Here is a 12,196-nt window from a genome sequence, read left to right on the forward strand (position 1 = left end):
CAGCCGCAAAACGAACAGCCCGATCGGTGGAAACCGGTCGGGCTGTTTCGTTTTCGGCGGTGCGGCTTGCCGGTGCCTAGCGCTGGGTCAGCATCATGTACATCTGGACCACGATGTCCGGCGAGAACGTGAACGGCACCCAGCCGTAGCCCGTGTGGCGGGCGACCAGCAGGCGGTCGCCGTTCGACTGCTTCTGCACGGCCATCATCGGGTTCTTCGTCGTCACGAAGCGCCAGCCGGCCGGGATGCCGGACGGCGGCTCCGGCTGCATCGACGCGCGCGCATGCGCGAGTTCCTCGATCAACTGACCCAGTTGCTCCGGATGCAGCGTGATCGATTCGCCGTTGACGGTCAGCGTAAGTTCGTTCTGCGTCGGACGCGACACGTGCAGCGTCGATTTGTCGGACGGGGCCGGGGTGTCGGCGGCGTCGGCGTCGGCTGCGACTTCGCCAGCGACCGGCGTTTCGGCTTGCGCCGTCGCGACGATTGCCGTTTCGGCGTCGGTCGTTGCCTCCACCGCTTCGGCTGCGGCCGGCGCGGGCACCGGCGCGTTCACGGCCGGTTCCGCCGCCGGCGTATCGGCCGGTGCAGGTTCGACGGCTTCCGCCGCAACGGCCGTGGCGGCAACGGCGCCCGTCGCGGCTTCCTTGACGACGGCCTCGACCAGCGCCTCCGCGTCGGCGATGGCCTGCGCGTGATGCTGCGCAGCCGCTTCGGCTTGGGCGATCGCTTCGGTATGGCGTTGCGTGACGGCCTCGGCCTGCGCGGTGGCATCGGCGTGGCGTTGCGCGGCCGCCTCGGCTTGCGCGATCGCTTCGGTATGGCGTTGCGTGACGGCTTCGGCCGCGGCGGTGGCGTCGGCATGACGCTGCGCGGCGGCCTGCGTTTCCGCGATGGCCTGCGTGTGCTGCTGCGCGAGCGCTTCTGCTTCGGCGATCGCAGCCGTGTGGCGCTGCGCGGCGGCTTCGGCTTCGGCGATGGCGGCCGCGTGACGCTGCGTGGCCGTTTCGGCTTCGGCGGTCGCTTCCGCGTGACGCTTCGCAGCGGCCTCGGCTTCGACGGTCGCAGCCGCATGGCGCTGCGCAGCCGCATCGGCTTCGGTGGCTGCCGCGTGATGACGCTGCGCGGCGGCCTCGGCTTCGGCGATCGCTGCCGCGTGGCGCTGCGAGGCAGCCTCCGCATCCGCGTGACGCTGCGCGAGTGCTTCGGTCAGCGCGGTGGCTTCCGCATGGCGTTGCACGGCGGCTTCGGCTTGCGCGGTGGCATCGGTATGACGCTGGGCGGCGGCTTCGGCGGCGGCGGTCGCGCTGGCGTGGCGCTGCTGCGCGGCCTCGGCATCGGCGGCGGCAGCCGTGTGGCGTTGCGCGGCGCTCTGCGCTTCGGTTTCCGCGGCGGCGTGACGTTCTGCCGCAGCCTGGGCTTCCGCCGCTGCGGCGCGCGCGAAGGCTTCCGCGCTACGGGCCGCCTGCTGCGCGGCGTGGTGATCGTGGAGCAGCTGATCGACGCCCATGGTGAGCGAAGCGATCTGATCGTTCAGGTTCATGCGTGTCTTCTCTGCGTAAGACCCGCGATTTTACCCGCTGCGCCGGTACCGGGCCGCGCGGGTCGTGTAACAAAGTGCGCAAAGCGGCGTGAAGCACGCCGCTTTGTGTTACTTCAGGTAGCCCGCGGAGCCGAACCAGTCGAGCGCATCGCGCAGCCCTTCGCGGTACGGGCGCGCATGATAGCCGAGCTCGCGCTCGGCCTTCGCGGACGTGAAATACATCTTGTTCTTCGACATCCGCAGCCCGTCCACGGTGACGAACGGCTCCTTCTTCGTGAACTTCGCGACCGCTTCCGCACCGACCGCGAGCGGGTAGAGCGGCCAGCGCGGCAGCGCGATCGTCGGCGCCTTGCGGCCCGTCATCTGCGCGATGTCGGCGAGCATCTGCTGCAGCGGCAGGTTCTCGCCGCCGAGGATGTAGCGCTCGCCGATCCGGCCGCGCTCGAGCGCGAGGAAGTGGCCGTGCGCGACGTCGTCGACGTGCACGAGGTTCAGCCCCGTGTCGACGAACGCGGGAATCTTGCCGAGCGCGGCCTCGACGATGATGCGGCCGGTCGGCGTCGGCTTCACGTCGCGCGGGCCGATCGGCGTCGACGGATTGACGATCACGGCCGGCAGCCCTTCGTCGGCGATCATCCGCTCGACCGCACGTTCCGCGAGCACCTTGCTGCGCTTGTAGACGCCGATCGCCTGCTCCGCCGTGAGCGGCCGGTTTTCATCGGACGGATCGCCGGCACTCGTCACCTTCAGCGTCGCGACGCTGCTCGTGTAGACGATCCGCTCGACGCCTTCCGCGCGTGCCGCGCGCATCGTCGCGACCGCCCCCTCGAGGTTCGCACGCTCGATCTCGTCGGGATCGGGCGCCCACAGCCGGTAGTCGGCCGCGACATGCAGCAGGTAGCGCACGCCGCGCAGGGCAGCGCGCATCGATGCCTCGTCGCGCATGTCGCCGGTGACGATCTCGGCGTCGAGATCCGCGACGTTCGTGCGCGGGCTGGTCGGGCGCACGAGCACGCGCACCGCATAGCCCTTCTGCTGCGCGATGCGCGCGACGGCCGAGCCGACGAAACCGGACGCACCGGTGACGAGAACGAGATCGCGGGAGGTATCAGTCATGCGTTTCCTTCAGGGCCGCGCGCGAGCGGCGCGGCGGTTGAGCGTCGGCGAGATTGTACGTGGTCGGCGCGCGCGGCGACGCAAGGCCGTGACGGGTGTGAGCAGGCCCTGGCCCGTGTGCGAAGCGGCCGACGCGACTACAATGCCGGGCTTGAATGCAACGGGAGGGCGACGCGATGAGCCGCAATGAACTGGACGAACGGATCGAGACCTACTACGTGCGGGTGCGCGGCGTCGTGCAGGGCGTCGGCTTCCGTCATGCGACGGTGCGCGAGGCGCATGCGCTGAAGCTGCGCGGCTGGGTCGCGAATCTCGAGGATGGCACCGTCGAAGCGATGATCCAGGGCCCCGGCGCGCAGATCGACCGGATGCTCGCGTGGCTGCGTCACGGGCCGCCGGCCGCGCGCGTGACCGAGGTGACGTTCGAGGAGCGCCTGACCGAACGGCGCTTCGAGCGCTTCCAGCAGCAATAAGGCGGCGCGAACCCCATGACGGGATATCCGGAGGCCGGCCGCGGCCTCATGCTGTCGGTGATGGCGTCGATGCTGTTCGCGCTGATGTCGGCCTACGCGAAACTGCTCGCGCCGCTCACGGGGCTCGACATCTTCGCGTGGCGCGTGTTGTGGACCGCGCCGGGCGCGCTCGCGCTGATCGCGCTGCGCGGCCGCTGGCCGGCACTCGTCGAACTCGTGCGCCGCAGTGTGCGCGACTGGCGTCTGCTGATCGCATTGCCGGTGAGTGCAGCGCTGCTCGGCGTGCAGCTGTGGCTGTTCCTGTGGGCGCCGCTGCACGGCCGCATGCTCGAAGTGTCGCTCGGCTATTTCTTGCTGCCGCTGACGATGGTGCTCGTCGGCCGCTTCTACTATCACGAACGGCTCGATCCGCTGCAATGGGCGGCGGTCGCGTGCGCCGCGCTTGGCGTCGCGCACGAGGTGTGGGCAACGCGCGCGTTCGCGTGGCCGACGCTCGTCGTCGCGCTCGGCTATCCGCCGTATTTCGTGCTGCGCCGGCGGATCAACGCCGATTCGCTCGCCGCGTTCGCGGTCGAGATCGCGCTGCTGTGCCCGATCGCGTTCGCGATGGTCGCGACGAGCGCGACGCGCGTGGCGGATCATCCGGTGCTGTGGGCCGCGCTGCTGCCGGGGCTCGGCGTGCTCAGCACGCTCGCGCTCGCGAGCTACCTGAAGGCGAGCCGGATGCTGCCGATGGCACTGTTCGGGATTCTCGGCTACGTCGAGCCCGTGCTGCTCGTCGCGGTGTCGCTGCTGCTGCTCGGCGAAACGCTGAGCGTCGCGAAGCTCGCGACGTACGGGCCGATCTGGGTCGCCGTGGCGCTGACCGCGTGGCACAGCGCCATGCTGATGCGGCGCCTGCCCGCACGCGGATAAGCGTCGATCGCGATGCGGCGGCGGCGCGGAACGTGCCGCGCATCGCGCATCGCATGGCAGTCGCGCGGCGGTCGAACACCTCATGCTGACCGCAAACTGGCGTCGTGCTGACGTGAGTCTGGCGATGCTGCCTGCTTCGCACCACCAGGCTCGCGCGTGTAATCGAACAGAAGATTCGGTTGCACTTTGTTACTTAGGGTCGCTCCTGATCGGCCATTAGACTGGCCTCACCGACTTCCCTTCGTATGCAGCCTTTCAATGAACGGTCATCCCCGTGCCTGGCCGGCCGGGTTGGCGCGATGCGGGCATACGCGTATCGCGGCTGATCCCGCTCGCCTTCTCCTTCCCGATCCATTCCCCGGTGCGTGCCGCACCGCTGTCGTGCAGGTGCGCTCATGGCGTTGAGCGTGCCGCCCGCCACGGTTCAGCCGTCACGCAGCGGCCGCCTGATCGAAGTCGATTTCTTCCGCGGCATCGTGCTGTTGATGATCGTCGTCGATCACATCGGCGCGAGCGTGCTGTCGCGCGTCACGCTGCACGCGTTCGCGCTGTGCGACGCGGCCGAGGTCTTCGTCTTTCTCGGCGGCTTCGCGACCGCGAGCGCCTATGGCGCGATCGCCGAACGGCACGGCGCGCGTGCCGCGCAACGGCGCTTCGTGCGTCGCGCGATGCAGATCTATCGCGCGTTTCTCGCGACGTCGACGCTGATGCTCGTCGTGTCGGCCGTGCTCGACCACTACGGGATCGATGCGCCGAACCTCGCGCTCGACGACGTCAGCGTGATGCTCGCCTCGCCGCTCACGGGCGCAGCCGAGCTGCTGACGTTCCAGCGCCAGCCGTATCTCGCGTCGGTGCTGCCGATGTATGTGCTGTTCGCACTCGCGTCGCCGGTGCTCGTGCCGTTCGCGCGCCGGCATCCGTGGCTGCTCGTCGCGCTCGGCATCGCGTCGTGGATCACGGCGGGCTGGCTCGGCCCCGAGCTGCTGGATACCGACGGATTCCGCTGGAGTTTCAATCCGTTCGCGTGGCAACTGATGTTCGTCGCCGGCGTGCTCGCGCGCTGCCAGCCGTTCTACCGGCGCATCGCGCTCGGCCGCTGGGGGGCCGCGGCGACCGGGCTCGCATGCGCGGTCGTGCTCGGTTGCGCGAGCTACAAGCTGTTCTCGGGTCTGCCGTTGCCGGAAGGCGTGTTCAAGCGCGATCTCGCGCTGCCGCGCGTCGTGAGTTTCGCGGCCATCGCGTGGCTGATGGCCGATTGCGTGCGCTTCGGCTGGATCGCGCGGATCGCGCAGGGCGTGCGGCCCGTCGTGGCCGTGGGGCAGCGCGGGCTGATCTGCTTCGTCGCGGGCGCGGCGATCTCGCTCGTCATCGATTCGCTCTTGCATCCGGTCGTGCGCAGTGCCGACCTGCGGCATGTCGGCGTGGGCCTCGCGGCCGACGCGTGCGCGCTCGGGCTGATGATGGCCGTGGCCGGTTCGGGAACGTGGATCGCGCGGTGGCGCAGCGCAGCCGCGTGAGCGGTGCGGGAGGGCACGGAACGTGCCGCGTAGCGTCAGTGAGGTGAGCCGATACGGGAGCGGGGAACGGTGGTTGCGTCGTCGGATTCGGCGTCGTCGCATTCGTCGGGCGCCGGATCGTCGCGTTCCGCGAGTACCGCGTCGGCTTCGGCAGCCGCCCGGGCGGCGCGCAGCGCAGTGCATCGCTGCGCGTACCGGATGTCCGAGAGGATCCTCAGGAGCCTCGTGGTCTTGCTTTTCATGGTCTTCTCCCGCCAGTGCGCATCGCGGCGGATGCACTGCTTGCAACCAGTGTAGGACGCAATTGCCCAGCTGGCGGGAGAATGTGGCGTGCAGGCCGCACGCCGAGGGATAGCCCTTACTGGGCCGTGGCGACGCCCTGCGCCTGCAGCGATTCCTCGCGGCGCTCTTCTGCACAACGCTGGTGCTGGCGCGACAGGCGGTTCATCAGCGGCAGCAGCAGCAGCGCGAGCAGCATGCCGATCGCGGCGAGCCAGCCGAGCTTCTCGAACAGCGACAGGTAGAGCGGCAGCGATTCGGTGGCCGGCAGTTCGTGCGACGGCATCTGCGCGAAGTTCGCGACGACGCTGCCCAGATACTGCGACACGCCCGTCGCGACGAAGTACGCACCCATCATGAAGCCGCTCATGCGCGCCGGCACGTAGCGGGCGATCATCGCGAGGCCGAGGCCGCTCACCAGCAGTTCGCCGAGCGAGTAGAGGCCGTAGCCCCACACCATGAACCACGACGACACGCGGCCGTCGACCGCGTAGCGGCCGCTGATCGTGAACACCAGGTAGCCCGCGGCCACTGCGCCGAAGCCAAGTGCGTACTTCGCGGCGACCGGCAGGTCACGGCCGCCCTTCGCGACGGCGTTGTAGACCCACACGAGCACCGGGCTCAGCAGCATGATCCAGATCGGGTTCAGCGCCTGGAACTGCGCGGCGCTCCACGTGAACAGCGTCGTGCCGAACAGCATGAAGCGCGGATCGACGTTGCGCAGCGCGAACAGCGTCAGCGACGTCGACATCTGCACGTAGAAGATGAAGAACAGGATCACCTGGCCGATCAGCACGAGCGCCGCGATCAGGCCCGCGCGCTCCGAGCGCTCGGACTTCGCGATCATGTATGCGAAGATCGCGAGGATCGCGAACGCTGCCGTCCACACGCTGGCGACTGCGAGCTGCTTGTGCTGCAGCACGTACAGCGTGACCAGCGCGAGCCCGACGCCGCCCAGCGCGACCGCGCCGAGGCGTTTCCAGCGGATCGGCTGGTCGTCGGGCAGCGAGCCGACGTGTGCGAGCGTGCGATGCATCAGCATGAAGTTGAAGATCGCGAGCAGCATGCCGCCGCAGCAGACCGCGAACGCAGCGTGCCAGCCCCAGTGATCCTTGATCCACGGCGTCGCGAGCATCGACACCGTCGAGCCGATGTTGACCGCCATGTAGTAGATCGTGAACGCGCTGTCGATGCGGGCGTCGTCGCCTTCATAGATGCGGCGCACGAGGTTCGCCGCGTTGGCCTTGAACAGGCCGTTGCCGACGACGATCACGCCGAGCGACGCATACATGTACGTCAGTTGGTCGTTCGGTACCGACAGCATCAGGTAGCCGGTGCACAGCACGGCAGCGCCGATGATCATCGTGCGACGGGCGCCGAGCACCTTGTCGCCGATCCAGCCGCCGATCGACGGCGCAGCATAGACGAGTGCGGTAAACGCACCCCAGGTCAGGTTCGCATGGCTGTCGGTGAAACCGAGCCGGTCGACCATGAAGAGGACCAGGAGCGCGGCCATGCCGTAGTAGCCGAAGCGCTCCCACATTTCGATGAGGAAGACCGTCGTGAACGATCGGGTTTGTGAAACGGGTGGTTGCATCATCAATCTCGTTTGAAACGGACGGCACGGATCGCGCGTCGTCTTGGGGTCGAACTGGTGCCGGTGCACAATGGGGCCGGGTAGGCTTGGCGCTGGCGATGGATCAGTCGGGCGGTTAGCCCGGGCCGGGGTCGGTCTCTGCCTGGTGTGGCGGGGAGGGGCCCCGACCGGCGCGCGCATGGTAACGGCTGCCGGTCCGGTGCGTCACGTATCTGCCACCTAGGGAAACTCCCAATGTGGCAGTAGCTTTCAGGAACATTCGTCTCATCATCTATTTGTAAGCTTTCGTGCCGGCCCTCCGAAGATTCCCGGAGAGCCGCTTGCAGCTTGCCAGTGAAGCCGGCGAGTCTGGCAAGATAGCGCGTCATTTCGCTCGCTTCGTGTCCCGTTTAGTGCACCGGGCTCAACATCGAAGACGTATGCGAACCCGAAGACTAAGCTATATCGTTCTAACTTAGTTATTTTCCATCAAACATTTTTTGACGATCACTTTTCGGCCTGCTATGGTTCCCCCCACTGAAAACTCGCGGGCTGCAGACGCTGCCGCCGCTCTGGGCAGCAAGATTCGCGCGTTGCGCCAACGACTCAAGCGCACGCTCGACGACACCGCTACCGCCGCGGGGATTTCGAAGCCGTTTCTGTCTCAAGTCGAACGCGGGCTCGCGTCGCCGTCGCTGACATCGTTGGCCGGTATCGCGCACGCGCTCGGTGTGACGGTGCAGTACTTTGTGGATACGCCGAGCGAGGAACGCTCGGTTTGCCGAGGCGAGCAGCTGCGCTTCTTCGGGTTTGCCGATTCGGCGAACCTGTTCGCGAGGCTGACGAACGTGTCCGAAGGGCGCCAGCTGGAGGCGATCCTCGTGAGGATGCCGCCGGGGCAGAAGCGGTCGGAGGTGACGACACATGCAGGAGAGGAGTTCCTGTATGTGATTGAAGGGGAAGTGTCGCTGACGCTGGAAGGCAAGACGTTCGTCCTGCAGGCCGGCGACAGCTCGCACTATCAGTCGACGGTCCCGCACAGCTGGGCCAACACCGCGAAGATCGAGTCGGTGGTGGTCTGGGTCGGTACACCGAGGCTGTTCTAACGCACAGGTATTCCTTCGTTTCGAAGACGGAATACCTGTCGAAAGAAACGTAAGGAATACTAAAATGCAATACGAGAATCACGGGCCTCCTCAATCGCTGCACCCGTCAGCGTCTCACGCGTAAGCCGCGGCATCCGCCGCGCGACGCTCACCGAACAACCCTTCTCAAGACTGCCACGATGAAATCCTTGCATGCCATGTCGGCCGTGCTGGCCGCGCTCGCCCTGACGCCTGTCGCCCACGCCGTTTCCGTTCCGTCGAACGTCGCGCTCGCTCCTCAACAGGACCTGACGCGCCAGGTGCCCGCCGAAGTCGAGTCGCTCGACCCCGCGCACATCGAGTCGTGGACCGGCAACACGATCGGCCTCGACCTGTTCGAAGGGCTGGCGCGCATCGACGCAGCCGGCCAGGTCGTGCCGGGTGTCGCGCTGTCGTGGGAACGCAAGACGCCGACGACGTGGATCTTCAAGCTTCGCCATGACGCGAAGTGGAGCAATGGCCAGCCGGTGACGGCCGCCGATTTCGTTTATGCATGGCAGCGCCTCGTCGATCCGAAGACGGGCTCGAAGTACACGATCCTCGTCGAGTTCGTGAAGAACTCGAAGGACATCATCGCGGGCAAGGCCGCGCCGTCGACGCTCGGCGTGCGCGCCGTCGATCCGTACACGCTGGAAGTGACGACCGACGTGCCGGTCGCGTTCTTCCCCGAGCTGACGGCCATGGTGCCGCTCGCGCCGGTGAACAAGGACACGGTGACGAAGCTCGGCGACGCGTGGACGCGCCCGGGCAACATCGTCAGCAACGGCGCCTACCAGCTCGTCGACTGGCAGCCGAACAACCGCATCGTGATCTCGAAGGATGCGAAATACTGGAATGCGCCGAAGGTCGTGATCAACAAGGTCACGTACCTGCCGATCGAGAGCGACGAGACGGCGATGCGCATGTACCAGGCTGGCCAGATCGACTACAGCTACTCGATCCCGTCGGGGATCTTCCAGCAGGTCAGCAAGCAGTTCGGCGGCGAACTGCGCCAGGGCCTGCAGCTCGCGACTTACTACTACTACCTGAACAACAGCGATCCGGCGCTGAAGGACAAGCGCGTGCGCCAGGCGCTGTCGATGGTGCTCGATCGCGACGTGCTGACCCAGAAGCTCACGCAGGCCGGCGAGAAGCCGATGTACGGCCTGATGCCGAACGGCACGAAGGGCGTGCAGCCGTTCACGCCGGACTGGGCGTCGTGGCCGATGGCCAAGCGTGTCGCGACCGCGAAGGACTTGCTGAAGCAGGCCGGCTATTCGGACGCGAAGCCGCTGTCGTTCACGCTGACCTACAACACCAACGACCTGCACAAGAAGGTCGCGCTGTTCGCGGCGTCCGAATGGCGCACCAAGCTCGGCATCGACACGAAGCTCGAGAACGTCGAGTTCAAGGTGCTGATGAAGCAGCGTCATGACGGCAAGGTGCAGATCGCGCGCGACGGCTGGTTCGCCGACTACAACGACGCGATGACGTTCTTCGACCTGCTGCGTTGCGGCAGCGCGCAGAACACCGTCGGCTACTGCAACAAGCAGGCCGACGCACTCGTCGAAGAAGGCAACCAGAAGCTCGACGACAAGGCGCGCGCCGCGCTGCTCACGCAGGCACATGACCTCGCGCTGAAAGACACGCCGATGGTGCCGCTGTTCCAGTACTCGGCCGACCGTCTCGTGAAGCCGTACGTCGGTGGCTACTCGCTGAAGAACGTGATCGACATGCGTGCTTCGCAGGACATGTACGTGATCAAGCACTGAGCGGAGCGATCATGCTGGCCTACGCATTGAGGCGCACGTTGTGGGCGGTGCCGACGATCCTCGCGGTCGTCACCGTCTGCTACCTGCTGCTGCACCTGACGCCCGGTGGCCCGTTCGATACGGAAAAGCAGTTGTCCGCGGCGACGCTCGCGAACCTGAACGCGAAGTATCACCTCGACCAGCCGCTGTGGAAGCAGTACCTGATGTACCTGAACGCGCTGCTGCACGGCGATCTCGGTCCGTCGTTCCGTTACGTCGACTGGTCGGTGAACGACCTGGTGCGCAAGGCGCTGCCGGTGAGTCTCGGCGTGGGCGGCCTGTCGATCCCGATCTCGATCGGGCTCGGCGTGCTGCTCGGCACCGTCGCGGCCGTGCGCCGCGACAGCTTCATCGACCGCATCGTGATGCTGATCGGCAACATCGGCAACGTCGTGCCGCCGTTCGTGCTCGGCCCCGTGCTGGTGTGGATCTTCGCGATCCTGCTGAAGACGTCGGCCGGGAACGGCTGGCTGCCGGCGGGCGGCTGGGGCGACGGCGGCTGGCAGTACCGGCTGCTGCCGATCGTGCTGCTGACCTTCATCAACATGTCGCTGCTCGCACGCGTGATGCGCGGCTCGATGATCGAGACGCTGTCGAGCAACTACATCCGCACCGCGCGCGCGAAGGGCCTGCCGGGCTCGACGATCGTGCTGCGCCACGCGCTGAAGCCCGCGCTGATGCCGGTCGTGTCGCTGGTCGGCACGGTCTGCATCTCGTCGATCACCGCGGCCGTCGTTACCGAATCGGTGTTCGCGCTGCCGGGCCTTGGCCAACTCGTCGTGAACGGTGCGATCAACCGCGACTACACGCTCGTGCTCGGTCTCGTCGTGCTGACCACCGTCTGCGCCGTGCTGTTCAACCTGCTGGTCGACCTCGCGTATGCGTGGCTCGATCCGCGCATCCGTTATTGAGCGAGGCACCGCGATGACTCCGACTACTCCTGTCGTCGGCCTGCCCGTGCAGACCGACACGCCGCCGCGTTCGCGCTCGCCGCTTTCGCTCGCGTTCGCCCGTTTCCTGCACAACCGCGCGGCCGTGTTCAGCCTCGTCCTGCTGGCGCTGATCACGATCGCGTGCTTCGTCGGCCCGTGGCTGCTGACCGCCGACCCGGCCGCGAGCGACTGGGGCGCGATCAGCCTGCCGCCGACCTGGGCCAACCAGCACTGGTTCGGCACCGACGAACTCGGCCGCGACCTGCTCGTGCGCACGCTGATCGGCGGGCGCGTATCGATCGAGGTCGGCGTGCTCGGCACGCTCGTGTCGGGCCTGTTCGGTGTCGCGTGGGGCGCGACCGCGGGCTTCGCGGGCGGCCGCACCGATGCCGTGATGATGCGCGTCGTCGACATGATGTACGCGATCCCGTACCTGCTGATCGCGATCCTGATGATGACCCTGTTCGGCCGCTCGTTCATGCTGGTCGTGCTGACCATCAGCGCGTTCTCGTGGATCGACATGGCGCGTGTCGTGCGCGGCCAGACGCTGTCGCTGCGCAGCCGCGAGTTCGTCGATGCGGCGCGTGCGATCGGCGTGTCGCCGGCGCTGATCGTGCTGCGCCACGTGGTGCCGAACCTGCTCGGCGTGGTCGTCGTGTACGCGACGGTCTCGGTGCCGGGCATCGTGCTGACCGAATCGGTGCTGTCGTTCCTCGGCCTCGGCGTGCAGGAACCGATGACGAGCTGGGGCGTGCTGATCCAGGACGGCGCGCAGAAACTGGAATCGATGCCGTGGCTGCTGCTGGCCCCGGCCGTCATGCTGTGCGTGACGCTCTACTGCGTGAACTTCGTCGGCGATGGCCTGCGTGACGCGCTCGACCCGAAGGATCGCTGAGATGAAACGACCCCC

General features: G+C 67.2%; 11 protein-coding genes. 7 read left to right on the plus strand and 4 right to left on the minus strand.

The genetic code is table 11. From position 1 onward, the window contains the following. Positions 1–76: 76 nt before the first annotated feature. Both ACPTTF_RS17715 and hpnA read right to left on the minus strand, forming a co-directional pair. Positions 77–1,543, minus strand: a complete 1,467-nt coding sequence (locus ACPTTF_RS17715; RefSeq protein WP_423367573.1) for a phage tail protein — start codon at positions 1,541–1,543, stop codon at positions 77–79. A gap of 108 nt (positions 1,544–1,651) precedes the next feature. Beyond that, positions 1,652–2,659: a hopanoid-associated sugar epimerase gene (gene hpnA / locus ACPTTF_RS17720; protein WP_423367574.1), complete on the minus strand. Its 1,008-nt coding sequence runs from the start codon at positions 2,657–2,659 to the stop codon at positions 1,652–1,654. A gap of 176 nt (positions 2,660–2,835) precedes the next feature. On the opposite strand from hpnA, the gene ACPTTF_RS17725 reads away from it, so the two are divergent. The 3 genes from ACPTTF_RS17725 (at position 2,836) to ACPTTF_RS17735 (ending at position 5,564) form a co-directional block, all read left to right on the plus strand. After that, complete coding sequence (locus ACPTTF_RS17725) at positions 2,836–3,132, plus strand: acylphosphatase (protein WP_166956050.1); 297 nt, start codon at positions 2,836–2,838, stop codon at positions 3,130–3,132. 15 nt (positions 3,133–3,147) lie between these two features. Further along, a complete protein-coding gene (gene rarD / locus ACPTTF_RS17730) occupies positions 3,148–4,047 on the plus strand; it encodes an EamA family transporter RarD (RefSeq protein WP_423367575.1) in 900 nt (299 codons plus the stop codon). Between the two features lie 395 nt (positions 4,048–4,442). Beyond that, positions 4,443–5,564 (plus strand): OpgC domain-containing protein, encoded by a 1,122-nt coding sequence (locus ACPTTF_RS17735; RefSeq protein WP_423367576.1) that lies wholly within the window; start codon positions 4,443–4,445, stop codon positions 5,562–5,564. A 35-nt stretch (positions 5,565–5,599) separates the two neighbouring features. Here the strand turns inward: ACPTTF_RS17735 and ACPTTF_RS17740 are convergent, their stop codons facing one another. Both ACPTTF_RS17740 and ACPTTF_RS17745 read right to left on the minus strand, forming a co-directional pair. Next, a complete protein-coding gene (locus ACPTTF_RS17740) occupies positions 5,600–5,806 on the minus strand; it encodes a hypothetical protein (RefSeq protein WP_423367577.1) in 207 nt (68 codons plus the stop codon). A gap of 116 nt (positions 5,807–5,922) precedes the next feature. Continuing rightward, positions 5,923–7,443, minus strand: coding sequence for a peptide MFS transporter (locus ACPTTF_RS17745; RefSeq protein WP_166956060.1), 1,521 nt, complete (start codon positions 7,441–7,443; stop codon positions 5,923–5,925). Between the two features lie 500 nt (positions 7,444–7,943). Between ACPTTF_RS17745 and ACPTTF_RS17750 the strand changes: the two genes are divergently transcribed. The 4 genes from ACPTTF_RS17750 to ACPTTF_RS17765 all read left to right on the plus strand — a co-directional run bounded on the left by ACPTTF_RS17750 (position 7,944) and on the right by ACPTTF_RS17765 (position 12,181). Next, positions 7,944–8,525, plus strand: coding sequence for a cupin domain-containing protein (locus tag ACPTTF_RS17750; RefSeq protein WP_166956782.1), 582 nt, complete (start codon positions 7,944–7,946; stop codon positions 8,523–8,525). 179 nt (positions 8,526–8,704) lie between these two features. Next, the gene (locus tag ACPTTF_RS17755; RefSeq protein ID WP_423367578.1) at positions 8,705–10,315 is read left to right on the plus strand and encodes a peptide ABC transporter substrate-binding protein; all 1,611 of its coding nucleotides are present in this window, start codon (positions 8,705–8,707) and stop codon (positions 10,313–10,315) included. An 11-nt stretch (positions 10,316–10,326) separates the two neighbouring features. After that, a complete protein-coding gene (locus tag ACPTTF_RS17760) occupies positions 10,327–11,265 on the plus strand; it encodes an ABC transporter permease subunit (protein ID WP_027790317.1) in 939 nt (312 codons plus the stop codon). Positions 11,266–11,278: 13 nt separating this feature from the next. Further along, the gene (locus tag ACPTTF_RS17765; RefSeq protein ID WP_423367579.1) at positions 11,279–12,181 is read left to right on the plus strand and encodes an ABC transporter permease; all 903 of its coding nucleotides are present in this window, start codon (positions 11,279–11,281) and stop codon (positions 12,179–12,181) included. Positions 12,182–12,196 lie beyond the last annotated feature (15 nt).

This window comes from Burkholderia crassaminum, from assembly GCF_964265005.1.
In the GTDB taxonomy this organism is placed as follows: Bacteria; Pseudomonadota; Gammaproteobacteria; order Burkholderiales; family Burkholderiaceae; genus Burkholderia.

What these genes read in the sequence shown, in the direction of transcription:
- hpnA (WP_423367574.1), bottom strand. Translation starts at nt 2,659, where the DNA reads ATGACTGATACCTCCCGCGATCTCGTTCTCGTCACCGGTGCGTCCGGT.
- ACPTTF_RS17765 (WP_423367579.1), top strand. Translation starts at nt 11,279, where the DNA reads ATGACTCCGACTACTCCTGTCGTCGGCCTGCCCGTGCAGACCGACACG.
- ACPTTF_RS17755 (WP_423367578.1), top strand. Translation starts at nt 8,705, where the DNA reads ATGAAATCCTTGCATGCCATGTCGGCCGTGCTGGCCGCGCTCGCCCTG.
- rarD (WP_423367575.1), top strand. Translation starts at nt 3,148, where the DNA reads ATGACGGGATATCCGGAGGCCGGCCGCGGCCTCATGCTGTCGGTGATG.
- ACPTTF_RS17750 (WP_166956782.1), top strand. Translation starts at nt 7,944, where the DNA reads ATGGTTCCCCCCACTGAAAACTCGCGGGCTGCAGACGCTGCCGCCGCT.
- ACPTTF_RS17740 (WP_423367577.1), bottom strand. Translation starts at nt 5,806, where the DNA reads ATGAAAAGCAAGACCACGAGGCTCCTGAGGATCCTCTCGGACATCCGG.
- ACPTTF_RS17725 (WP_166956050.1), top strand. Translation starts at nt 2,836, where the DNA reads ATGAGCCGCAATGAACTGGACGAACGGATCGAGACCTACTACGTGCGG.
- ACPTTF_RS17745 (WP_166956060.1), bottom strand. Translation starts at nt 7,443, where the DNA reads ATGATGCAACCACCCGTTTCACAAACCCGATCGTTCACGACGGTCTTC.
- ACPTTF_RS17735 (WP_423367576.1), top strand. Translation starts at nt 4,443, where the DNA reads ATGGCGTTGAGCGTGCCGCCCGCCACGGTTCAGCCGTCACGCAGCGGC.
- ACPTTF_RS17715 (WP_423367573.1), bottom strand. Translation starts at nt 1,543, where the DNA reads ATGAACCTGAACGATCAGATCGCTTCGCTCACCATGGGCGTCGATCAG.
- ACPTTF_RS17760 (WP_027790317.1), top strand. Translation starts at nt 10,327, where the DNA reads ATGCTGGCCTACGCATTGAGGCGCACGTTGTGGGCGGTGCCGACGATC.